The 24775-nt window shown below is 36.2% G+C and carries 23 protein-coding genes; 12 read left to right on the top strand and 11 right to left on the bottom strand.

The window, feature by feature from the left end:
• Window position 1: 1 nt before the first annotated feature.
• Window positions 2–1126 (bottom strand): DNA polymerase III subunit, encoded by a 1125-nt coding sequence (locus ACYIAR_RS04590; RefSeq protein ID WP_480332375.1) that lies wholly within the window; start codon window positions 1124–1126, stop codon window positions 2–4.
• A gap of 631 nt (window positions 1127–1757) precedes the next feature.
• Between ACYIAR_RS04590 and ACYIAR_RS04585 the strand changes: the two genes are divergently transcribed.
• From ACYIAR_RS04585 to ACYIAR_RS04575, 3 genes are all read left to right on the top strand, one after another.
• Complete coding sequence (locus ACYIAR_RS04585; protein ID WP_480332373.1) at window positions 1758–3074, top strand: aminotransferase class I/II-fold pyridoxal phosphate-dependent enzyme; 1317 nt, start codon at window positions 1758–1760, stop codon at window positions 3072–3074.
• A 188-nt stretch (window positions 3075–3262) separates the two neighbouring features.
• Window positions 3263–3862: a YqgE/AlgH family protein gene (locus ACYIAR_RS04580; RefSeq protein WP_480332371.1), complete on the top strand. Its 600-nt coding sequence runs from the start codon at window positions 3263–3265 to the stop codon at window positions 3860–3862.
• Window positions 3863–4053: 191 nt separating this feature from the next.
• The gene (locus ACYIAR_RS04575; RefSeq protein ID WP_480332369.1) at window positions 4054–5055 is read left to right on the top strand and encodes a malate dehydrogenase; all 1002 of its coding nucleotides are present in this window, start codon (window positions 4054–4056) and stop codon (window positions 5053–5055) included.
• 220 nt (window positions 5056–5275) lie between these two features.
• Here ACYIAR_RS04575 and ACYIAR_RS04570 read toward each other — a convergent pair whose 3' ends face one another.
• From ACYIAR_RS04570 to ACYIAR_RS04530, 9 genes are all read right to left on the bottom strand, one after another.
• Complete coding sequence (locus tag ACYIAR_RS04570; protein ID WP_480332367.1) at window positions 5276–6058, bottom strand: BFO_2992 family lipoprotein; 783 nt, start codon at window positions 6056–6058, stop codon at window positions 5276–5278.
• Window positions 6059–6092: 34 nt separating this feature from the next.
• On the bottom strand, window positions 6093–7343 hold the full coding sequence (locus ACYIAR_RS04565; RefSeq protein WP_480332365.1) for a porin family protein: 1251 nt from the start codon (window positions 7341–7343) through the stop codon (window positions 6093–6095).
• 3 nt (window positions 7344–7346) lie between these two features.
• Window positions 7347–7877 carry an RNA polymerase sigma factor gene (locus tag ACYIAR_RS04560; RefSeq protein WP_480332363.1) on the bottom strand — a complete coding sequence of 177 codons (531 nt, stop codon included), beginning with the start codon at window positions 7875–7877 and terminating at the stop codon, window positions 7347–7349.
• A gap of 186 nt (window positions 7878–8063) precedes the next feature.
• Window positions 8064–9548, bottom strand: coding sequence for a glycoside hydrolase family 10-like protein (locus ACYIAR_RS04555; RefSeq protein WP_480332361.1), 1485 nt, complete (start codon window positions 9546–9548; stop codon window positions 8064–8066).
• Window positions 9549–9563: 15 nt separating this feature from the next.
• Window positions 9564–10361 carry a glycerophosphodiester phosphodiesterase gene (locus ACYIAR_RS04550; RefSeq protein ID WP_480332359.1) on the bottom strand — a complete coding sequence of 266 codons (798 nt, stop codon included), beginning with the start codon at window positions 10359–10361 and terminating at the stop codon, window positions 9564–9566.
• 126 nt (window positions 10362–10487) lie between these two features.
• The gene (gene trxB, locus ACYIAR_RS04545) at window positions 10488–11435 is read right to left on the bottom strand and encodes a thioredoxin-disulfide reductase (RefSeq protein ID WP_480332357.1); all 948 of its coding nucleotides are present in this window, start codon (window positions 11433–11435) and stop codon (window positions 10488–10490) included.
• A gap of 63 nt (window positions 11436–11498) precedes the next feature.
• A complete protein-coding gene (gene lolA1 / locus ACYIAR_RS04540; protein ID WP_480332355.1) occupies window positions 11499–12158 on the bottom strand; it encodes an outer membrane lipoprotein periplasmic chaperone LolA1 in 660 nt (219 codons plus the stop codon).
• Between the two features lie 48 nt (window positions 12159–12206).
• Window positions 12207–14750, bottom strand: a complete 2544-nt coding sequence (locus ACYIAR_RS04535; protein WP_480332353.1) for a DNA translocase FtsK — start codon at window positions 14748–14750, stop codon at window positions 12207–12209.
• Between the two features lie 248 nt (window positions 14751–14998).
• The gene (locus ACYIAR_RS04530) at window positions 14999–15604 is read right to left on the bottom strand and encodes a DUF5715 family protein (RefSeq protein ID WP_480332351.1); all 606 of its coding nucleotides are present in this window, start codon (window positions 15602–15604) and stop codon (window positions 14999–15001) included.
• Window positions 15605–16147: 543 nt separating this feature from the next.
• On the opposite strand from ACYIAR_RS04530, the gene ACYIAR_RS04525 reads away from it, so the two are divergent.
• The 8 genes from ACYIAR_RS04525 to secG all read left to right on the top strand — a co-directional run bounded on the left by ACYIAR_RS04525 (window position 16148) and on the right by secG (window position 22059).
• Window positions 16148–16615 carry an FAD synthase family protein gene (locus ACYIAR_RS04525; RefSeq protein WP_480332349.1) on the top strand — a complete coding sequence of 156 codons (468 nt, stop codon included), beginning with the start codon at window positions 16148–16150 and terminating at the stop codon, window positions 16613–16615.
• A gap of 9 nt (window positions 16616–16624) precedes the next feature.
• The gene (locus tag ACYIAR_RS04520) at window positions 16625–17353 is read left to right on the top strand and encodes an SDR family NAD(P)-dependent oxidoreductase (RefSeq protein WP_480332348.1); all 729 of its coding nucleotides are present in this window, start codon (window positions 16625–16627) and stop codon (window positions 17351–17353) included.
• 5 nt (window positions 17354–17358) lie between these two features.
• The gene (locus tag ACYIAR_RS04515; RefSeq protein ID WP_480332346.1) at window positions 17359–18249 is read left to right on the top strand and encodes a CDP-alcohol phosphatidyltransferase family protein; all 891 of its coding nucleotides are present in this window, start codon (window positions 17359–17361) and stop codon (window positions 18247–18249) included.
• Window positions 18250–18255: 6 nt separating this feature from the next.
• Window positions 18256–19089, top strand: coding sequence for a lysophospholipid acyltransferase family protein (locus ACYIAR_RS04510; RefSeq protein ID WP_480332344.1), 834 nt, complete (start codon window positions 18256–18258; stop codon window positions 19087–19089).
• A gap of 61 nt (window positions 19090–19150) precedes the next feature.
• Complete coding sequence (locus ACYIAR_RS04505) at window positions 19151–20368, top strand: sigma-54 interaction domain-containing protein (protein WP_480332342.1); 1218 nt, start codon at window positions 19151–19153, stop codon at window positions 20366–20368.
• Between the two features lie 2 nt (window positions 20369–20370).
• Window positions 20371–20880 carry an LptE family protein gene (locus ACYIAR_RS04500; RefSeq protein WP_480332340.1) on the top strand — a complete coding sequence of 170 codons (510 nt, stop codon included), beginning with the start codon at window positions 20371–20373 and terminating at the stop codon, window positions 20878–20880.
• Window positions 20881–20882: 2 nt separating this feature from the next.
• Window positions 20883–21659 carry a hypothetical protein gene (locus tag ACYIAR_RS04495; protein ID WP_480332338.1) on the top strand — a complete coding sequence of 259 codons (777 nt, stop codon included), beginning with the start codon at window positions 20883–20885 and terminating at the stop codon, window positions 21657–21659.
• 7 nt (window positions 21660–21666) lie between these two features.
• A complete protein-coding gene (gene secG, locus ACYIAR_RS04490; protein ID WP_480332336.1) occupies window positions 21667–22059 on the top strand; it encodes a preprotein translocase subunit SecG in 393 nt (130 codons plus the stop codon).
• 234 nt (window positions 22060–22293) lie between these two features.
• Here secG and ACYIAR_RS04485 read toward each other — a convergent pair whose 3' ends face one another.
• Entirely contained in the window at window positions 22294–23136 is an 843-nt protein-coding gene (locus ACYIAR_RS04485; protein WP_480332334.1) for a M23 family metallopeptidase, read from the bottom strand.
• 407 nt (window positions 23137–23543) lie between these two features.
• Between ACYIAR_RS04485 and ACYIAR_RS04480 the strand changes: the two genes are divergently transcribed.
• Complete coding sequence (locus ACYIAR_RS04480) at window positions 23544–24755, top strand: efflux RND transporter periplasmic adaptor subunit (protein ID WP_480332332.1); 1212 nt, start codon at window positions 23544–23546, stop codon at window positions 24753–24755.
• Window positions 24756–24775 lie beyond the last annotated feature (20 nt).

Here is a 24775-nt window from a genome sequence, read left to right as displayed (position 1 = left end):
ATTATTTTCTGATTAGAACAGTTATTTTAAGTGCAAGGTCGAACAGCACTATTTTAGCGTTGACATTTTGAGTGATATGCATTTCGGCTTTTTCCAGTTCTTCCATCAATCCAAAGACATTTCTTTCGTTGACGAAAGGAGAGAACTTGACGGAAAAAGAAGCCTCTTCCATATTCAGATAATTCATTTCCGGTGCCTGGAAACGATAGATAAAGTTTTCTCTGATAAGATGCTGGCAATAGGCGAGGAAATTCTTTTGTTTTTCTCGTCCTATGGTTGCAAGCATTTCAGCCTGTTCTTTCATTCCTTTTACGTTTCTTGCCCATGAATTTCTCATTATGGTTTTGAATTGTTCGAGGTAGAACATATTCTCTTCGTTGGTGCTGATAAGTTCGGTAGCTTTCAGATAACTGCCTTGTGATAAATGTGCAATATATTCGGCATCGTTTTCCGAGAGCATATATTTGCTCATCAAAGTGCCTTTCAGACTTTCTTCTTTTAGAGGAGAAACATTTATCATTTGTGAGCGTGAAATAATAGTTCCCAACACCAAATCCGGGATTTCCGAAACCATCAGAATGATAGTGTTTGCCGGCGGTTCCTCAATTAGCTTCAGCAATTTGTTGGCACATGAGGGATGAAGTTTTTCAGGAAGCCATATCATCAGTATTCTGTATTTGGCTTCAGAAATTCTCAGACTGACCTTATGCATTATTTCATCGCTTTCGCGGGCATATATTATTGGCTGGGAATTTCCTGCGTCGATATATTCCATCCATTCATTTAGTCCGAAATAAATATTTTCTTTCAGGAAACATCTCCATTCCGGTAGATAATCATCGCATATTTCCTTTTTTTTGTCTTTTTTCTGGACAATAGGAAATACAAAATGCAAATCAGGATGTGCAAGCTGGTCAAATTTTATACAGGAAGAGCAATGTCCGCACGAATCATTATCTTTCCTGTCCAGGCAATTCAAATATCTTGCATAAGCCAAAGCCAAAGGAAAAGCTCCAGTTCCTCCTTTTTCGGTGAATATTTGTGAATGAGGGACAAATCCTATATTTGCAGATCTTATAAGTCTGGCTTTCAGTTCGTCCTGTCCTATGATATCCTTGAAATACATAAATTGTTGTTTAGTTGACAAACTCATTAAAATAAAATACAATGAGTTTATATCTATGAATGGGGAAAATACAAATCTTAATTCTGTATATCCATAAATTATAAGGACAAATATACAACAATAAAAATGAAAAACCTTTTCACTTGAGTTGATAGTTGTGTCAATGGGATTTATAAAAGGATTTTAGACGTATTACTTATATAAAACAAAAGTAGCTTTCTCACGAAAGCTACTTCCCATTGTGTGTGTGCAGACTTAATCAAAAAAAACCTCTTTAAACTTACTTTTTTATCTCTTTAAAAAACAACCTAAATCTTTAAGTTTCATCTACGGATAAATGTAGAAACACATTTTTAATCATTCTCACATATGTATGTGCTAAATCCGTGCCAAAACATTTGTTATTTTCATTGCGTTTGTATAAAAGGTTGTTTTGTAATTATTTATGTTATTCCAGCTATTTTGGTATTTCCCAAAATGTTGTGGATTGTTGTGGAATGTGTGTATTGTATTGTGGAATATTTCCACGTTTTAGTTCTACACCTTCCTTATTTTTCACAAACTTAACCATTTTATATGTATAAACAATAAATTCAGTATATTTGTTTAAACAAAAACAAAAAATAATATTATGAGAAATACACCTATTGATTATAATACCGCCAGCAAGGTCATTTCATCATATAATCTTGCTGATTTTGGAAAAGCAACTATTCGTGAGGTTGTCGCTATTTCGTCTCAATTGGAACAAGAGACTGGTGTTGAATTTATTCATATGGAAATGGGAATACCGGGATTGAAAGCATCTCAAGTTGGTGTTGATGCTGAAATAAAAGCATTGCAAAGTGGCGTTGCTTCAATATATCCTAATATTAATGGTATTCCGGAGTTGAAGAAAGAAGCTTCTCGTTTTATTAAAGCATTTATTGACATAGATATTGATGAGGAATGTTGCGTTCCGGTTACGGGCTCAATGCAGGGAACATTTGCTTCTTTCCTTACTTGCGGACAATGTGATGAGAAAAAAGACACAGTTCTGTTTATCGACCCAGGTTTCCCGGTTCAGAAACAGCAATTGGTTGTCATGGGATATAAATATGAATCCTTTGATGTTTACGAATATAGAGGAGAGAAGCTACGCGAGAAACTGGAAGAATATCTTTCAAAAGGTAATATTGCGGCAATGACATATTCAAATCCGAATAATCCTGCATGGTTCTGTCTGACAGAAGACGAACTGAAGATAATAGGAGAAATGGCAAATAAATATGATGTTATTGTAATTGAAGATTTGGCATATTTTGCTATGGATTTCCGCAAGGATTTGAGTAAACCGTTTGTTGCTCCATTCCAGGTGTCGGTAGCAAGATATACTGATAATTATATTATGCAGATTTCAGGCTCTAAAGCATTCAGTTATGCCGGACAGCGTATAGCAGTAACTGCAATTTCAAATAAGTTGTATCATCGTGCTTATCCTGGATTGACGAAGCGATATGGCGGAGGAACTTTCGGTACAGTTTATATTCATCGTGTATTGTATGCTCTTTCTTCCGGAACTTCACATTCAGCGCAGTATGCTTTGGCAGCAATGTTTAAGGCTGCGTCTGACGGAACATATGATTTTATTTCAGAAATAAAGGAATATGGAAGACGTGCCAACAAAATGAAATCTATATTCATAAACCACGGATTCAAGCTTGTTTATGATCATGATTTGTCGGAACCGGTTGCCGACGGATTCTATTTTACTATAACTTATCCGGGAATGGACAGCAGTACGCTGATGAAAGAGCTGATATATTATGGAATAAGCGCAATTTCTCTGAAAACCACAGGTAGTCATCAGGAAGGTTTACGTATTTGTACTTCCTTTATTAAGGATCATCAGTATGATTTGCTTGACGAACGTCTTGCTGCATTTGAAATGAATCATCCGATAGCCTGAATAGAAATAGATGTAGAGTTTTGCCATTTGGCTCAAATATTTAATAATAAGACAGTTTTGGTGTTATCTTTTTTAGGAAAATACCAAAACTGTTTCTTTTTGTACTATTTTTATTGTAAAATTTGCTTATATAGTTTTTTCTGTATATTTTTCATCCGATAAGACAAACCTTTATTAAGAATGTAAAGATGGCAATAGATAAAGACGTACATGCAATAAAACATAAAGGTATTTTGCCAAAGCAAGGCAGAATATTAATTTCTGAGCCTTTGCTCAGTAATCCTTATTTTCAACGTTCCGTTGTTTTACTGGTTGATCATTCTCAATCAGGAAGTATGGGATTTGTTGTAAATAAGAAATTAGATCTTACTGTAAATGAATTTTTTCCTGAGTTAGAGAATAAAGAAGAACTTCCTATATATATTGGAGGTCCGGTTTCTTCCAACCGATTGTTTTTTATTCATACACTGGGTGATTTGATAATACCTGATTCGGTAAAAATAACAGATAATTTGTATTTTGATGGAGATTTTGAGGTATTGAAGAAATTTATAATGTCCGGGAATTCAGTAGAAGGATGCGTACGTTTTTTCCTAGGATATTCCGGATGGGAAAAAGGTCAGCTGATGCAGGAAATAAAAGACGATTCATGGGTTGTTAATTATATGAAGGAGCCTAAGAATATATTTTTTGCAGAAGGTGAGGATTTCTGGAAAAATTCTGTGACAGAGCTGGGAAATAATTATAATGGATGGATCAGATTTCCAAAAGAAGCTAATTTGAATTGAATCTTAGATAATTGCATATATAGTTTTTTTGCTATAACTTAATGTTATGTCTTATTCCAAAATCTGATATACAGTATATTATATTCTTGCATATATTTGCTGGTGTAAAGGAATAAAATATAACGATTATTCCTGAACATATTTTATTTCATATTGTTCTATAAATAGACATAAATTAAAATTGTGATATTATGAAAGCATTGACAAATGAAAAGTTAACTATTGTTGGCGCAGCAGGTATGATCGGTTCAAACATGGCACAGACAGCATTGATGATGAATTTGACTTCTGAACTTTGTTTGTATGATCCATTTGCTCCGGCATTGGAAGGTGTAGCTGAAGAAATGTTCCATTGTGGATTTGACACAACTCATATTACATTTACTTCTGATATAAAAGAAGCGTTGACTGGTGCTAAATATGTTGTTTCTTCTGGTGGTGCTGCACGTAAGGCTGGCATGACTCGTGAGGACTTGCTTAAGGGAAATGCTTTGATTGCTGAGCAGTTTGGCCGTGATATTAAATCTTATTGTCCGGATGTAAAACATGTAGTTGTTATTTTCAATCCGGCAGATATTACAGGTTTGATCACTCTTCTATATTCAGGATTGAAACCTTCACAGGTAACAACTTTGGCTGCTTTGGATAGCACACGCTTGCAAAGTGCTTTGGCTAAACATTTTGGTATTCCACAGTGTGAAGTTAAGAATTGCCGTACATTTGGTGGCCATGGCGAACAGATGGCTGTATTTGCTTCAACTGCAACTGTAGCAGGAACTCCATTGCTTGATTTGATTGGAACAGATAAGTTGACAAACGAACAGTGGGAATCTATCCGTCATGATGTTGTTCAGGGAGGTAAGAAAATCATCGATTTGCGTGGACGTTCTTCATTCCAGAGCCCGGCATACATTTCTATTGAAATGATTCGTGCAGCAATGGGTGGTGAAGCATTCCGTTGGCCAGCTGGAACATATGTACATTCTAATGGTTTCGACCATATTATGATGGCAATGGAAACAACAATCGATGCTAATGGAGTAAGCTATGCAGACGTTAAGGGAACAGAAGCTGAAAAAGCTGAACTTCAGAAGAGCTATGAACATTTGTGCAAACTTCGTGATGAGGTTATAGAAATGGGTGTTCTTCCAGCTATTAGCGAATGGAATAAGCTTAATCCAAATATTAAATAAATATTGACAGAAATACATCCGAGTCTGACTTAGCTTAGGTTCGGATGTATATTTTTTCTTTGAACCAAATCTCATTTAATCCATATATATCGAAAAAAAAGATGCCGATGTTTTATTTGAAACATCGGCATCTTTTGTAAAAAACATCGGTAAATAATTCCATAACAATATTAGGAAACTATTTACCGATGTTTTTATAAATGTATATAACTACAGTTTATTAATCTTTTACAGTAGCCATCTGAAGAGTTTTGTAATCCCAAACTGGTTTATTATCCTTGAATTCTTTAACAAAATATACTCTAATCAGATAATAATCATTGTCTTCAGCCTTTTCAAGATAATTAATTCTGTCAATATATGCCTGAACATTAAATGCACATGGCATAAGAGTCAGAGTTTTGTCATCATCTGTTGGTGCGTTAACTTCAACTGCACGAAGGAACATTGAATAGCAATTCAAACCTTCTTCTTCATCGCATGCTTCGATTTTACTCATGTCAACATACAATTGCATCTGGGCTGTTTGGTTTTTCTGTAAGTTGATGCTAGGCCACAAGAACTGATGACCTCTTACATATGAATGCATATACTTTCCTTCAACAGAGTTGTTAATTGGAAGCTCGCCTGTCAACATCATTGTTGTATCTGTTGGTAAAGATAATGAGCGGAAATTATCTTTGTCAATCTTTTCGCATGCAGAGAAGCTTACATTGTAATATCCTTGAGTATTAGCTGTTGCATTTTCTGGAGAACTGTAATCTACTTCGAAACTTGTAACAACACAATCTCCTGGTAATAAATCACCTTTGTCAAGTGTTGCTGAATAAATAGGAAAACTACCTATATCTACTAATGTCTTATAACCACTCAGGGCATCACCTGTGTAAACAACTCCAGGCATGCCTGATAAACGCTGTGAGTTTGTTGTCTCACCCAAACAAGAAGTCAACAGCACTAATGCAGAACAAATAGCTGTTGCCAAAATTCCTCTTTTTTTCATTCTAAATTAAGTATTTGTTATTAATTATATTTCTTTAAAAACCAAGTCTGAGGCCAATACTCAAATTAACATTAAAAGGTTTGTCTGAATGTATTGTCTCTATTTCAGTTCCGTTATCAAAATAATAACTTGCTCCGACTTCAGCAAAAGCACTTACAAATTTTATTATAGGATAACTTATACCTGTGTTTGCATTAAGCGACCAATATACTTCTTTCATTCTGGTACGTTCAGTAAGCGTTCCCATTTTTTCTGTACCAGAATAAAGAGTTGTTTTAGTTTTTCCCGCCACATTTATCTCAGCCATGCCTCCGGCAGATGCATACCAACGGAATTTATTCCATTCGGCAATTTTATAAGACACGGATAGAGGCAAACCTATGAAATGTAATTTCTGGCGTGTTTCTCCATGATAAATACCGGAGCTAGCCCAGTCAGAAATAAGCATTGAATAATTCAGACCACTTTGAAGAGCCCATCTGTCGTTCAAGTAATAGCTGACACCTAATCCAAAAGATATTGGCATCTTATGACTTACATTTGTGCTCGGAACATTGGTTGAAAGAGAATTATTTGATGCTGCATTCAATCTGTCGAAATCAGTATCGTCAACCAGAGTATTTTTCAGAACGGATGATTGCAATGTGTTGTTTGAACCGGCAGTAATACTTCCACCGCCCATACCGAATCCCCATTTGCGAGATTTGGTTTTCTGGTTCTGTTCAATAGTTGCTGTCTCTCTAGTATTGTTATTTTGATTCTCTTCGGTATTATTCATAACCATAGCACTTCTTGCTACAGTCTTTTTATCGTTTGCTTTATTGTCAGAAACAGAATATTCGACAGGAGAAAGGTCTGAACTATAATCTTCATCCTCAGGAATATCAACCAAATAAGCCATAAGTGCAAGTTTTGGCTTTTGACTTTCCTTTTTTACAACAGCATTATTTGAACTAACTTCAGAAACTGAAGCAATATTGTTCTGATTTGGAATATTACTTTCTGATGGAGATTGAGTTTCTGTTGTATTTATTATAGTTTGAACTTGGATTTCTTTGTCAGGTACATCATTTCTTAACAAAAATACACCTGTTGAAACAGCAATAAGCAGAATTGCTGCGGCTGCACTCCAATATTTTATCATATTATGGAAAGACACAACCTTTCCCTGTTCCGGCAAACGGCTTTCAATAGCCATCCAGTCTGCCGGATCAGTTTCAGCTTCAAAGTTGTATAAACTGTCACGAAACAAATCATCTATTTGGTCTCTTTCCTTATCGTTCATGGTCTATCCAAATAATTCTTTTACTCTTTTTTGTAATAATTGTCGGGCTCGTGTATATTGAGAACGGGATGTGCTTTCTGTTATATTAAGCATATCTCCAATCTCTTTATGCGAATAACCTTCAATAGCAAATAAGTTGAAGACCATTCTGAAACCTGTTGGCAATTCCTGAACCAGTTTCATTAAATCAGAAGCAGAAAGCTCTGATATGACTGAACTTTCGGATGGCATAGGTTCCGTTATGTTATCCCAATCAGTAGCTTCACGCAATACATCTGATTTTCTTAGGAATTCCAATGCACAATTTACGAATATTCTTCGCAACCAGCCTTCGAATGAGCCGATTCCGGAAAATGAATCTAAGCTTGTAAAAACTTTTACAAAGCCATCCTGTAATATATCGCGGGCAGTTTCCTTTTCGTTGATATAACGAAGGCAAACACCCATCATTTTACGGGAGTATTTGTCATAAAGTTCTTTTTGAGCAAGACGATTTCCTTTTTTACACTCATTTATTAGCTGTTGTTCCTCCATCAGCGTATTACTTAGCTACACTCTTATGATCATCTACACATATTTACTACATATATATGATGAAATATTTCATAAAAATGCTGCACCGATTATTAAAAAAAACGCACAAATATATAAAAAGGCAAGCGCAGAGCAAAATAAAAACCTGTTTTTGATTCTGCTTTACATAACACCTTGCATCATTTATTATTTCAAATATTTAGATAGATAATAAAAAGCCTCTTCCGAATGTATACTTTCCTGATGATATCTGCTCGAAGCTGAAACAGAAAAGTTGAAAATTCTTTCTTTTGCCGTGTCAACAGGTAAATAAACAACAGTATCTCTCAATCCTGTTGATATGATTGATGCGGGAGATTCATAATCAATCGAATCAGAAGTGGAACAGTATATTGTATAACTTAAGTCCTGTTTTCCTTCTTTAGGTTTTGACCATGATAGCTTTAGCTCATTACCAATGCGTTCAACTAATAAATTTTCAGGAGCATTGGGCTTTACACTGTCCAGCCAGTTCAAAGGTGGCAACATTGCAGGATAGCGGAAATATTCGTTCTTCAATATGTCATATATACCTTTTTTATTGTCCAGTATATTTTCGCATCTGAAGAATGCACAACCGGCACCTCCATAATATCTTGAATAATCTATTTGGTCAGTTATATCATTCAATTCCCAATTACCTTCAGAAACTTCTGTTCTGTATGCACCCAGTCCTGGAACTATCAATCTGCCGTTTGAATTCTCTACCCAATTATCCAGGAAAGGAAAGAAATTGTCAAATTTATAATACATCATTGGGACAACCATATCATGTATGCCTTTCCCCATCCAGTATTTTGGATCCTGATAAACGCTTTCATAAGCAGTCCATACAGCATTTGGTACTTTAGGAATGCGGCTATATTTTCCCAAGGGAGCACTGCTAACTTGCACCCATGGTTTTACGGATTTAACATAACAATAAATCCGTTCCATTATTTTGTTGATATTATTTCTTCGCCAATCAGCAAGAGTTTGTTTTTTACCATTCTTTTTATACAATGTCTGGTCCGGAAATTTCTTAGCTTCTTCAGGATATCTTATATAGTCGAAATGAATACCATCGATATCATAATTATCTACGATTTCTCTTACTAGAGACAAAATATAGTCTGATGTTCCCGGAACACCAGGGTCAAGATACCATTCTCCTTTATGTTTTTTGCAAAGTTTTGGATGGCGTTTCACTACAGACTGTTTTCCTTGTTCAGCAACAGTTTTGTCTGTTCCTACAGGAAATGTTACAAACCATGCATGACATTCCATACCACGTTTATGACATTCTTCTATTGCAAATGAAAGCGGATCATAAGGTAGCGAACGGCCATATTTTCCTGTAAGTATTTTCGCCGAAGGCTCTATTGCCGAACGGTAAATTACATCTCCTCTCAATCTGGTTTGAAAGAACACAGTATTGAAGTTGGCATCCTGTAATTTATCCAATATTCTGCATAAAGAATCTTTCTGAGCCTTTATTGATTTATCATTAGTCGCATAGAAATGAGGCCAGTCCAGCCCATAAACCGTAGTTAGCCAAACTGCCCTTATTTCATGTTTTGGAATTTTTGCTGAATATAAAAATGAATTAGACAAAAACAATAGAGCTGTTAACAGCCAATAAAATCTTTTCATTTAATATGTTATAAATCATTTGGAATATGAATTAATAACTTTGACAGCTGTTTCAGGATGATCTGTTGTGATATAATCAACACCAAGATTCACCATTTCTTTCATAGTGTCAGAGTCATTGACAGTCCATACATTGACTTTCATTCCTAAATTATGTGCTTCCTTAATCCATTCTGGATTTTTTTGGACAACTTTATAGTGATAGTCAAATCCGGACATTTTCATTTCTTTAAGTTGTTCTGGGTTCAAGTCTCCGTTAAGATAATATACTTCTGCATTCGGGGCATATTTTCTTAAAGATTCTGCTGCATATTTGCTGAAAGCAATATATGTTGTTCTGTCTGCAAGTCCCATTTTCTCAACCATTTCGACTGAGAGTTTTGCAGCTTCATCATCACGTTTTGCTGATTCGTGTGATTTTAATTCGAATATCAGTTCTATATTATCCTGTTTTTTTGCTTTCTTCAGATATTTTTCCAAAGTTGGAAGTTTCTCTCCGTTGAATAATCGTATCTTAGTTAAATCCTTATAGTTACATTTCTGAATTTCTCGTCCATCAATTTTGTTGTCGTGATAAACAACAAGAACATTGTCTGCAGTAAGATGTACATCAAATTCTGAACCATAAACGCCTGCTTCAGCTGCTTTCCTGAATGAGGTCAGAGAGTTTTGTGATGAACCTTCTGTCTGCCAATATCCTCTGTGTGCGATAACTTCTGTTTTATTCTGTGCCTTGACTGTTGCCAGACTGAATAATATAAGGACAAATGCCATCAGACATTTGTTCACTTTTAATAAATTATTCTTATTCATAATAATACGGAGAAAATATGGTTATTTATTCAGAAAACAAGTTGACAAGGAGTTTTATTTATCTTGTCAACTTGTCTCTGAAACCTTGTCAACTTAAAAGTTGAGCAATTGGTAAAAATCAGTTGTTTATAAATTGGATAAATATCTTTCAGCTTCAATTGCAGCTTTACATCCGCTTGCTGCAGCTGTGATAGCCTGACGATAATGTGGATCAGCAACATCACCTGCCGCAAAAACTCCCGGAACTTTAGTCTTTGGAGTTCCGTCAATTGTTTTGATATATCCAACTTCATCAGTTTCAATCCATGGTTTGAAAATGTCAGAGTTTGGCTTGTGTCCGATTGCAAGGAAGAAACCGTCAATTGCAATATCAACCATTTCTTCGTCAGCTTCGCCTTTGCGTTTCACAAGGTGAGCGCCTTCAACACCGTTTTCACCAAACAAACCAACAGTGTTATGTTCAAACAAAACTGTGATATTTGGAGTGTTGAACACTCTTTCCTGCATAACTTTTGATGCTCTTAAATAATTCTTGCGGACAATCAGATAAACCTGCTTTGCCAATCCTGACAAATATAAAGCCTCTTCACAAGCTGTGTCGCCGCCACCGACAACAGCAACTGTCTTTTTACGATAGAAGAATCCGTCGCAAGTAGCACAAGCTGAAACTCCCATACCTGCATATTTCACTTCATCCTCCAAACCAAGATATTTTGCAGTTGCACCTGTTGAAATGATGATTGAATCAGCTTCAATAACTTTTTCGCCATCAATTGTAACTTTATATGGAGCAGCAGACAAATCAGTTGCAGTTGCTATACCTGAACGTATATCTGCTCCAAATCTCTGTGCTTGTTTCTTCAAGTCTTCCATCAGCTCAACACCTGTAACTCCTTCCGGATAGCCAGGGAAATTCTCTACTTCAGTAGTTGTTGTAAGCTGTCCGCCTGGTTGAATACCTTCATATAAAACCGGAGACAAGTTTGCTCTTGACGCATATATTGCTGCTGTAAAGCCTGCAGGTCCTGAACCTATAATCAGGCATCTTACCTTTTCGTTTGCTGTTTCGCTCATATTATTTGACTGATTAAAAATGTTATCGTATTTTATTTTGTTCAAAGAAATTACTTTTCGAAATTATCTTAAATCCACAACTTCAGCGTCAGGATAATCTTCTTCATTAAAAACAAAGAAATTATCCGGCTGGTTCATGTTTGTTTGCCATTTAGAAATAACAATTGTATTGCGTAGTCCGTTTTTTGCTTCAATATCAATTGAGGCAAGATTACCGGTATTCTTTTCAATCTGAATTGTTACCTTAGTTATATCACCTTTTTTCTTCGGTGTAAGCTCAATATCGTAAGCGCTTTTTCCTTGTCTTGTTGTGCTAGTTCCCTTCAGACTAGCCTTGAATCCTTTTTCGTATGAATTTATGAAAACAATAGGATTAGTGAACTGAAGTTCTGCTCCGTCCGGTTCAGTTACGTTCACTTCTTCCGTTCTGTCCATATAAGTCCACTGAGTCTTTCCGTCATACCAAGTTATCATGTCAGGTGTTTGAGATTTGAATTTTTCGTTCTTCATATCTATTACACCATCAAAACTTTCGCCGGATTTAGATTTTTCTGAATATGCTCTCAGCGTAAAATTTATTTTCACTCCATTTGAAGCCTCATATGCTTCGGCGGACTTTTTCAGAATTGAAGTTGCATCTTGTGAAAATGCTTGAATACTGACAAAGCATAAAAGCACTGAAAATGCCAGACGCAACTGTGATGACAATTTGAATAAATTCATTTGTTCTTGTTTTTTATTCTACAAATAAATATTTAGGGGAAATCTCCCTTAGTTTCTCTTCAGACCTTCCAATATCTGATCTAACGTATATTCATCCGGTACAAGCACCTGACGAGCCTTGCTTCCTTCAAAAGGACCTACAATACCTGCTGCCTCAAGCTGGTCCATAAGTCTGCCGGCACGGCTGTATCCAATGGAGAATTTACGCTGGATAAGAGATGTTGAACCTTGCTGCTGAATAACAATCAAACGGGCAGCATCGTCAAACAACACGTCGCGGTCTGATAAATCAACTGCTCCTCCAACAGCTTTCGCTCCGTCATTTTCTGCAACATATTCCGGTAGAAGATATGCAGTTGGGAAACCAACCTGACCACCGATATAATCAACCAAAGTCTCAACTTCAGGAGTATCAACAAACGCACACTGAACACGTACTGTGTCACTTCCGGCAACGACAATAAGCATATCACCGCGTCCGATAAGTCTGTTTGCACCAGGAGCATCAAGAATTGTTCGAGAGTCGATCATTGACGCAACCTTGAAGGCTATTCGGCTCGGGAAGTTACTCTTAATCGTACCAGTAATAACTTTTGCATCAGGGCGTTGAGTGGCAAGAATCATGTGAATACCGACGGCTCTGGCTTTTGCCGCAATTCTCGAAATAGGAATTTCTATTTCTCGTCCTGCCGTAACAATCAAGTCGGCGAACTCGTCCACGATAGCAACTATGTAAGGCAAGAAACGGTGTCCCTTTTCCGGATTCAGATTACGGCTAATGAATTTAGCGTTATATTCCTTGATATTTCTTGAGTTGGCACTTACAAGAAGTTTGTAACGGTTTTCCATCTCGACAACAAGAGAGTTCAAAGTTGCGACAGCATCTGCCGGCTCCGTAACAATCGGATTGTCCGAATTAGGAAGTTTGGCAAGATAATGGCGCTCAATCTTAGAATAAATGCTGAACTCAACCATCTTAGGATCCACCATCACGAACTTAAGTTCTGCAGGATGCTTCTTGTATAACAACGAAGTGATTATCGCATTCAAACCAACAGATTTACCCTGACCGGTAGCACCGGCAACAAGCAGGTGAGGAGTCTTGCAAAGGTCAAACATAAACACCTCATTAGTAATAGTTTTACCAATTGCAACAGGAAGGTCGTATTTGCATTCCTGGAATTTGCGTGAAGCAATTACAGACTGCATGGAAACCGTCTGAGGATTTCTGTTAGGCACTTCAATACCGATTGTTCCTTTACCCGGCATAGGGGCAATGATTCGAATTTGAAGAGCAGACAAACTCAAGGCAATGTCATCTTCCAATGTCTTGATTTTTGAGATACGAACACCTGCTGCGGGAACAATTTCATAAAGTGTTATAGTTGGTCCTACGCTAGTCTTGATAGAAGCAATACTGATACTGAAATCTTCCAAAGCCTGCTTGATAAGTTGCTGGTTTGCATACAAATCCTCCTGGCTGACCTGGCAGTTTGAAGTATCGTAGTCTCGCAATAAATCGATTGTCGGAAATACATATCTTGATAAGTCCAGACGTGGGTCATAATCACCCAATTCTTTTCCTTCGTAGTCTGTTTCTTCTTCCTTCATTATCTCGACATTGAAAGTCGGGTCATCAATAATTGATGCCTGTTTTTCTGTATTTTCTTCCTTTTGTTCTGTATCAGCTTCAACACTTTCTATATTCTCTTCAGGAATATTCTCTTCTGTATCCTCTTTGTTATATGTTTCTTCAGGGATAATGTCTTCTGATACAGGTTCCTCAGAAACTGTTTGGATGACAGGTTTAGAATCATTCTGCAACTCTTCAGTTTCTGTTTTCTTCTTGCTTATTTCTTCAGCTTCTTCTATTTCTTTCTGAGTGTCAAAAATATTCTGTGATTCGTCATTATTTTCTGCAGCAGGAACTGACTCTGCTTTTTTCTTTCTGAATTTAGGCAACCATCCGAATGACAAAAGATTCTGCAAAGCAGGTATAACTCTTTTGCTTGAGCAAACAGCTATGATAGCAACAATACCTAATAATATCAGTAATGTTCCTGGAACTCCAAGATTTGTAATCATAAATTCGGAAATCACATAACCATGTCGTCCTCCCAAATAAAGGAATGTATCTTCATATCCTTTTACGAATAGAAAGGCAAGAAGAATAGAACCGCAAATCATTGAAGAAGCACAGAAAAGGAAACGCTTCAGCAAAGGTATACGGCGCAGTCTCATCAGTCTAGCACCGACCGACGCGACAAAATATACCATAAATAAAGTTGATATTCCAAACCAACGGTTCATCAGAATATCTGAAATATACGCTCCGAGCGAACCTGTCCAGTTCTCAACAGCACCTTTGTTGAGAGCCAAATCTGGCCAGAACGGAACATTCTCTATCTTACTCTGGTCGGCTCCTCCCGTAAAAAGAAAAGATATAAGGCTAAGCCCCACATACAACGAAAATATGCACAAGAGCAGTCCTACAATAAAATTCGTTCTTTCCCCGGTGAAAAAAGATTTCAACAATCCTATTTTACTAACCTTATTTTCATCGCGCTTAGCGCTTACTGATTTCTTCGCCATAATTTAATTTAGTTAAGTTCCGAAAGTTGCTCGTATTAAAAGTTGACGAGGCTTCAGAGACAAGTTGACAAGGTTGAATACCTGTCAAGTAGCATTTGATTATCTGAGGATTCTTGTCAACCTGTTTTCTTGTTAACTCGTTAACTGCAAAGTTACACAGATTTATTTTAAAACATCCAACTTGACTTTATAAGAGTAAGTTTTTATTTCCTGCTGAAATCCGTGACTTTGGAATTTGAGTCTGTAATTTATTTTCTTACAGTGATATGGAAGCAGCCTTGTCGTCGTTCGTGTTTTACATAGCAGCGCTCATCACGCTTCAAATCTCGCAAAACCATTGCCAACACCATCTTCAGCCTGTCTTTATCTATGTTCAATGTGTCTTTTTCATCCACTTTTGTATATCTTACCCACGAGATGTCTAACGTAGTTCCATATTGGTGTGTGGAGTTTTTGGACGAGTTTGAATTTCTTTTCCTTAGTTTCTTGACATCATCAACAGTGCGTGTTACGCTTGTAACTTTGATTTTGTAAAGTGAAGCGTTTCTGTTAATTAAAGTATCTTGGAAATTCTTTCCTATATCTTCCAGCAAATCCGCAGCTTCCGGAACAAGAAAAGGTATGGAATGTGTCAGTTCTTCAACTTCATAGTAGTCGTTTGTCTTGATTTCAACCATATCTTTTGAAGCATGTAGTGCTTCTTCTCTGTTGGACACTGGCTCAATTCCCAGTTCTTTTGCTGCCTTAAGCTGCACATCGTTCAAGTCATTGAAGTCTCTGTTGTAACTTCCGTTATACCATATTTTCTTCAATTCTCCACGTTTTTCCTTGCACGATGGCAGTAGTAAACACATGGAAACTGTGCCTATAAGTGCAAACAGGCAAATCTTCTTTTTCGATTTTTTTATCAGCATCTCTGTTTTTTCAATTTTTGTGATGGCAAATTTAAGAAATTCCATCTAAAAACTACGTCTGTTTTATATATAATATGTATGCTCCAAACATAAACATGTTAGTTGTTTTTTAGCTATTGTTGATTCTCTAAACAGGTTTTGCCTTTTTCAAATAAAAAGAATTTTATTCTGATAGGGAAACATATTTTCTTGCAACTAAGACTTAGTTTTCAGAAACTAAGCTTCAGTTTGTAAAAACTAAGACTGAGATTATAAAAACTAAGGCTTAGTTTTGAACTTATATCAGATATTTTTGAATTTGCTTCGTTGCCTTTGAGGTTATATCTAGTATAAAACCGGCGCCACATTATTGTTAGATTGAATGGTCAGAATTTATGAATAATTGTGCTAAAAGTTATATCTCAAATGAATTATGGAAGTGAAATTTTTTAGTACGGAAAAGTTTGTGTAAGTTTGCATTTTTGAAAACAGACAAATAAAGCTATGTTTAAGAATAAAACAATCGTTTATACGTCAGGAACATTTGATATGTTCCATTACAATCATTTACGAATGATAAACTATGCCAGAAGTTTGGCTGATATACTTATTGTGGGTGTAAGTACAGATGAATTGGTATCTTCATATAAGCCTAAACCAATAATACCTTTCAACGAACGTTTGCAAATTATTGAGGCATTGAAGACACCGGATATCGTTATCCCTCAGCACACATTGGACCATTCAGAAATAGTCAAGAAACTAAATATTGATGCATTTGTCGTAGGTGATGACTGGTATGGAAAATACGATTATCTTAAGGATTTGGGAGTTCAGGTTTTCTATTTCCCTTATGGAACCGGAGTCTCTTCTTCAAATCTGAAGAAAACCATACATGATTCATATGAAAAGAATTTACAGTCTCAAAGACAATCAAAGCCGGATTCAGTGAAGGGCTTTGGCGAAAGATAAAAAATAGAGATGAAAAAGTTGGTGTTAATTACCGGAGGTACAAAGGGTATAGGCAAGGCTGTTGCTTTATGTTTGGCAAAGGCTGGTTATGACCTTATCCTGACTTATGCTTCGGATTATTCTGCTGCAGAGTCCAGTAAAAAGGAAATTGAAGCTGGTTCTGATTCTAATGTCAGATTATTGCAAGCTGATATCACAGACGATAAAACTATCGACCTCATAGACGGATATCTGGAAAAAGAATCTATTATCCTGGATTCAATAGTGTTTAATGCAGGGTTGACTTGCCGTGACTCTTTTGAATCTATATCTTTTGAGTCGTGGAACAAAGTGTTCTATGCAAATGTGCATTTCCCTGTATTTTTGCTTCAGCGCATAGTTAACAGAATTTCTAAAGGTGGTTCTGTTGTTTTCACTGGTTCGTTGATGGGAATAGAACCGCATTCTGTTTCATTGGCTTATGGAGTGACAAAGAGTGCTGTGCATTCTCTTGTGAAAAACTTGGTTAAGTTCCTTGCTCCATATAGTTTGAGAGTAAACGCTGTTGCTCCGGGATTTGTTGATACTGAATGGCAAAAGACAAAACCGGCAGAAATTCGCCGTAATATTGAGCGAAAAGTTTCGCTGGAAAGATTCTGTGAACCGGCGGAAGTAGCAGAAGTGTATAAAATGTTGATTGAAAACAACTATTTCAACGGGGAAATTGTTGTAATAGATGGAGGGTATTCTTATAAATAATAAAAATGGGAGAGCTGAATAAAGAATATGAGGCTTCGCTGAAGTCCATAGAAACTGAAAATTTTGTTGATAGAATTTTTTATCGTCCAATAGGTTTCCGTATAGCGAAGGCTTTGCGAAATACCGGAGTTACTCCGAATATGATTACTGTTATTTCTATTTTTGTAGGAGCGGCGGCCGGATTTTTCTTTTACAAGACTGATATTGTATATAATATAATAGGTATTTTATTCCTGATTATGGCTAATATTCTGGACTGTGTAGATGGTCAGTTGGCTCGTTTGACAGGTATAAAATCAAAGATAGGAAGAATACTCGATGGTTTTGCTGGTGATATTTGGTTTGCCAGCATTTACATAGGTTTTGCTTTGCGACTTTCAGAACAGACTGGCTGTTATTGGTTCTTTGCTTTGGCTGTTATGTCGGGAATGTCTCATTTGTTTCAGGCAAATATTACAGATTATTACAAAACATTACACCTTTATTTCATTAGCAAGGACAAAGGCGCAGAGTTTCAGTCAATAGAGCAAATTGAGGCCCAGCATAAGCAGCTTAAATATGGGGTGGCTAAATTCTTCTACTTTTTGTATCGCTGGTATTCTTTGTTGCAGGTAAAAGTAACACCTACATTACAGAATATGTTGAAACAGATGCATTCATTGTATGGTGATGACATACCTGAAAATATCAGGATAGAATTTAGAAAGAAAAGCAAGGCTTTGATGAAGTATATTGATTTGATGACATTCAACGGTCGTACTATAATAATGTTTGTAATTGTCCTGAGCGGAGAAGTTTACCTGTATTATTTGTATGAGATATTGGTGTTGAATGCAGTTCTGTTTTTCTGTATGAAAAAACACGAACAGATTTGTGCTTCATTTATTAAGCAATAAATATATATGAAAGAAACAGTTATAGATATTCAAGATTTGCAGGAAATGCTTCCTTTTTTCAGAAGTAAAATAGGAACATTTTTGGGTAAATATCTGATTAAATGGCTGTCTATAGATAAAGTAAATAAAGCTCATAAGAATAGTTGTCATTTACGAGGGGCAGACTTTACGACTGCATTGCTGAAGGATGAATTGATTGATGTGAAATATAAGATTCATAACGAGGAAGTACTTAATAGTCTTCCTGAAGGAGCTTTTATCACTGTGTCGAATCATCCTATCGGTTCGTTGGACGGAATAATATTAATAGATATTATGGCTTCGCGCCGTCCTGATTTCAAGGTTATGGTTAATGGAATCTTGAATAAGATTGGAGCAATGGAGGATAATTTCATTGCTGTAAGACCAGATACCAAAAGGGATGGTGCAAATGGTAATCCGGCTAATATCAATGGTGTCCGTTTGTCGTTGCAGCGCTTGAAAGAAGGACATCCGATGGGATTTTTCCCTGCCGGAGCCATGTCCTTTTACAACTTTAAAGCGAAGAAAATTCGTGATTTGACTTGGGCGCGCAGTGTGATTAGATTGATAAGGAAAGCTAATGTTCCGGTCTATCCGGTTTATTTTGATTTTCGCAATTCAAATTTCTTTTACATTCTGGGTGTCTTAAGTTGGAAAATAAGAACATTGAGGGTTCCTGCTGAGGCTTTTAACAAAAGAGGCCGAACAGTGGATGTATATATTGGTAAGCCGGTTTCGCCTGAAGATATAAAGAATATTCCAGATGATGAGAAATTGGCTGACTTCTTGTATAATAGAACATATTCATCAAACAAGTGATGTATGTGGTTTTATTTAAAACATTTCAAGTTTAAGTAACTTATTAATTTGATATTATCCAATGAGAACTGATATACAACAGGTTAAACAACGCTTTGGCGTGATTGGCAATTGCCCCGCCTTGAACAGGGCAATTGATATTGCTCTGCAGGTTGCTTCGACTGATTTGTCAGTCTTGATTACCGGTGAGAGCGGAGTGGGTAAAGAAATATTTCCTCAGATAATACATCAGAACAGTGCCAGAAAGCATGGTCAATATATTGCTGTGAACTGTGGTGCTATTCCTGAAGGAACAATAGATTCAGAACTGTTCGGACACGAAAAGGGTTCTTTTACCGGTGCGCTTGCTGATAGAAAAGGCTATTTTGAAGTTGCCGACGGCGGAACAATATTCTTGGACGAAGCAGGAGAGTTGCCTCTGCCAACCCAGGCTCGTCTTTTGCGTGTTCTTGAAACAGGTGAGTTTATAAAAGTAGGTTCTTCAAAAGTTCAGAAAACAAATGTAAGAATTGTCGCTGCTACAAATGTAAATTTGGAAAAGGCTGTTTCTGAAGGTAAATTCAGAGAGGACCTTTATTACAGATTGAATACTGTTCCAGTGAAAGTTCCTCCATTGCGAGACAGAAACGAAGATATTATCCTGCTATTCAGAAAATTTGCGGCTGATTGCGCAGAAAAATATCATATGCCGGCAATTCATCTGGAAGATGACGCTCGACAGATGTTGTTGTCTTATCGTTGGCCTGGAAATGTGCGTGAATTGAAAAATATTACAGAGCGACTTTCTGTGATTGAAGAAAGCCGTAATATAACAGCTGCTATTTTGGAGCAATATATTCCTGGTGCAGGAATTGACAAATTCCCTGTTGTTGTCAGCAATAAGGACAATGAGCAGAAAGTGTTCAATTCCGAGCGTGAAATATTATATCAGGTTTTGTTTGACATGAAAAAGGATGTCAATGATTTGAAGAAGCTGGTTCATGATATAATGAGTGGAAATATTCAGATGCAACCGGTTAATACAGATTCTCATCCGTATCCTGCTCATCCTATACAGACAGTAACAAATGTTTCTCCAATGTCTGCTGTTGCAGAAACTCAGATACAGGAAGCTGAGACTGTCGAAGAAAATGATACAATGTCTCTTGAGGATGTAGAAAAGGATATGATAAAAAAAGCTCTTGAACGTCATAATGGACGCAGAAAGAATGCAGCTGCTGACTTGAAGATTTCCGAAAGGACTTTATATCGTAAAATTAAAGAATACAATTTGGAATAAGAATGAGTTTGAAAAGAATATATCCATATTTGCTTATTGCATTTATTCTGTCTGCTTGTACCATATCTTATAAATTTAATGGTGCATCTATTGACTATACCAAGGTAAAGACTATATCTATAAAGGATTTTCCAAATCAGGCTCCTCTTGTTTATCCTCCATTGTCACAGCAATTCACTGAAGGACTGAAAGATATTTATATCAGACAGACGAGGTTGAATATGGTCCGTGATAACGGAGATTTGGATTTGGAAGGAGAAATCACAGGTTATGACTTGACTCAGCTCGCAGTCAAGGAGAACGCTTTTGCTTCGCAGTCAAAACTAACAATCACTGTTAAGGTAAGATATTCCAACAGAACTAATCCGGATGAAGATTTTGAGCAGACATTTTCGGCATATCGTGAATTTTCTAACACACAGATGTTGCAGGATGTGCAGGATGCTCTATGTGCTGAGATGATTAAGGAAATTGCGGATCAGATTTATAATGCAACAGTAGCAAATTGGTAATTATGTTGAGTGATGATTTCTACCGATATATACAGGAGCCTTCACGTCTTGCAGATGCTTCATTAGAGGAAATATCTGACGTGGTGGATAAATATCCGTATTTTCATGCGGCAAATATTCTGCTTCTGAAAAAGTTGTCGATAGATAAATCTCCGGATTTCCTGAGTAAACTACAGCAATTATCTTCCGTGTTGCCTGACAGGAAAAAGCTGTTTGTCCTGATTGAGGATTTAGTCAGTGAATTATCAATATCTGAAGGAGATGAAACTACTGCTGATGATAACAACTCTTTTACATTGATAGATGCTTTTCTTCAGAATTCCGGTATTCAGGAAGAAAGTGAAAGTTCTTTGGTTAATACTTTGATAGGCTCTTCTGTTGCGTCAAGTGATTATTTTAACTGGTCATCGTCTTCTTCTTCAGAAACAGAGAAACCAGAAGAATCAGATTCTGTACAGCCGGAACAGAATGTGCAGTTAAAGCATCAGAATCTTATTGATTCCTTTATTGAAGGAGGAGAGCGCAGACTGATTGCTCCTAAATCGCTCAAGAATAACAAATCTGAGGAAAAAACAGATAATACAGAATTACCTTTGCCAAAACAGCCGGAGAACTCATATTTTACAGAAACATTGGCAAGAATTTATGTTAAACAGAAAAGATATGATAAAGCTTTGCAAATTATTAAAAACTTAAGCTTGAAATATCCGGAAAAAAATGTTTACTTTGCAGACCAAATTAGGTTTTTGGAAAAATTGATTATTAACACTAAAAAATAAAGCAAAAATGTACGTATTTATTTCTATCTTAATTCTGATTGCATCAATTCTTTTGATATTGATCGTGTTGATTCAGAATTCAAAAGGAGGAGGATTGGCTTCCGGTTTTTCTTCTTCAAACCAGATTATGGGTGTGCGTAAAACTACAGACTTTTTGGAAAAAGCAACATGGACTTTGGCTGGTTCAGTTATTGTATTAAGTATTGTAATTACTGCATTTATTCCTCGCGAAGAAAATGGAAATCAATCTGAAATCAGAAAACAGGTAAATGAAGCTGTTACTATTGATCCTAACGCTGTTGCTCCTGATTTTGGTACAGCTCAGCAGTCTGCAGCACCAGCTGAAAATTCTGAAGCTGCTCCTGCAACAACAACTGAAGAAACTCCTAAAGCTGAATAATTTATTCGAATCAGTTTTAATCGAAAGATTTACTTATAAAATAAAACTGGAAACATTCTGTTAAAAGAAAGTTTCTTAAAAAATAAGATGGCATGTATAAATGATTGAGTTATCAATTTAAACATGCCATCTTATTTTTTTGTATATATAATAATGTATATAGACAGAAAATATAATTTATAATATTGTGGATATTGACTATTTTATTGGTGAATTCTTTTTGTAATAGTAATGTTATTTGTGCTTATTTGAAACTTCCTTTGCTACATCAGGAGACAGTAAGGCATTTTTTACTTTTATAGGACTTACTGAAATGTGGCTTCCTTTTTGTTTACATATTAGATAATTATGTCTTAGTTTATGTGTCCTGAAATTGAATACATAATTAGGATTAAAATGAATTCCATTGAATCTTACCTCAAAATGTAGGTGTTCTGTGGTTGCTCTTCCTGTTCTTCCTGTCAAAGCTATTGGCTCGCCAGCTTTTACTTTGTCTCCAGGTTTAACCATATTTTTCGAGTTATGACTATAAACAGTTTCCAATCCGTTATAATGTCTGATGACGATAACATTTCCATAAGCAGAATAAGGCTTGGACATTCTGACAATTCCGTCGAAAGCCGCAACAATTGTGTCGTTAGCTTTTGTTTTAATGTCATAACCTGAGTGATGTCTTCTTCTTCCTCCGTATGGTGATATCGTTTTTGCTCCTGGGAGAGGAAATGCATAATCTCCAGGTTGAATGGCTGAAAGATCAATTATTTCAGTATTGCCATCCGCAAATCTTTGTGGGTCTTTAACAGAAACATGGTTAATGTCGCGTGCAGAAAAAGATTCACTTATGCTTTTTCTTGGAGATTGTATAGTGTCCAGTAAACTTTCAGGAATAAAAGTAGTCAAATCAGAAATGCTGGGCAGAGGAATATTTGATTTCGGAAATTCGGCATTAGGAGTGACGAATTTTTGATTCTCGTTATCATTTTTGATATGAGAAGGCATACAAGCTTGTAACATTAAAGCCAAGCTTGCCGAAATGAAAATATAAATGCTTGCTGTTTTTGTTATTTTAGAATTCATGATATGCAAAGTTAGGAAAAATATAAATGATATGCTTGATTACACAGTTTTTAATAGTTTTTTTCAGGTTTAAAATCGTCGAAAATATTAGAGATTTTGACTAATGTTCTGTTATGATTTGATTATAAAAAGGGTGTATTTAAATGAATCTTCTCAATTAAGGTTAAAAATAAATTGAAATAAAGATACATCAATGCTTAATGTTGTAATTTTGCATAACATTTTAGTATTTATACCCAATCAGGCGTTAAACATATGTTTTGCTTTGCAGCAGAGATTTAATTTAACTAGTGATTAGAAATAGGTAATATAATATATGTTTTCGTTTGTCGCAGGAAAACAGACAAGCGTTTTTGAAATAGGCATAAAGAAAAAAGACAAAGGTTGAATATATTAATTTTTTATATATGGATAAACAAATATTGAAATTTGCGATTGCCCAATTGAGGCGAGGAGCCTTATGTGCAGTGAGTGTATCATTACTAACCGCATGTGGAGGTGGACAAAGTGGAATGAAGTTAGGTGATGATGAATTTGCGGTTATGCCGGTTTTATCAACATCAAGTAATCAAACGACTTCTTATCCGGCAACAATAAAAGGTACGCAGGATATTGAAATCCGTCCTCAGGTTTCAGGTTTTATTGTGAAGTTGTGTGTAGATGAGGGTGCTACAGTTCGTAAAGGTCAAGCTTTGTTTAAGATTGACGAAACGCAGTATGCTGCAGCTTATCGTCAGGCAAAAGCCTCTGTTAAGACAGCAGAAGCTAATGTAAATACGTTAAGTTTGACAGAGCAGAACAAGAAAATGCTGCATGAGAAGAAAATCATTAGTGATTTTGAATATCAGACAGCAGTGAATAACTTATTATCTGCAGAAGCAAACTTGGCTCAGGCAAAGGCCGCTTTGACAAGTGCTAAGCAGAATCTGGATTTTTGTACTGTAACTAGTCCTTCTGATGGCGTTATCGGTACTTTCCCTTACCGTGTAGGTAGTTTGGTTAGTCCTTCTGTTGCTGAACCGTTGACAACTGTCTCAGAAATCAAGAATATGTATGTGTATTTCTCAATGACAGAAAAGGAACTTTTAGGATTGACCAGAGCTGGTGGTACTTTGAAAGAACAATTGGAAAAGATGCCGGAAGTGCAACTTCAACTTTCTGATGGAACAATGTATGCCGAAAAAGGAAAAATAGATGCTGTTAGTGGTGTTATTGATCAGGCTACAGGTTCTGTAAGTATGCGTGCTATTTTCTCTAACTCTTCAAATATATTGAGAAGTGGTGGTATGGCAAATGTTATTTTCCCATACACAATAGATAATATTATTCTTATCCCTCAGTCTGCTACAGTTGAAATTCAGGATAAGAAATTCGTGTTTGTTCTTCAGCCTGATAGCACTTTGAAGTACACAGAAATTAATATCTCTGATTTGAATGATGGAGAAAAATATATTGTTACTAAAGGTTTGAACCCTAATGATAAAATAGTTATTGAAGGGGTGCAGACATTGCATAATGGTCAGAAGATTACTCCTATAACTCCTGAACAAAAGGAAGCTAAATATCAGAAAGCTTTGAAAGACCAGCGTGAAGGTAATATTGCAACTGCCTTTAGTTAATTAAACAATATCGTTTTATA

The organism is Parabacteroides sp. KHUB-01 (assembly GCF_056640935.1).
The sequence above is the reverse complement of the archived record's forward strand: the minus strand, read 5'-3'. Positions and strand labels throughout refer to the sequence as shown.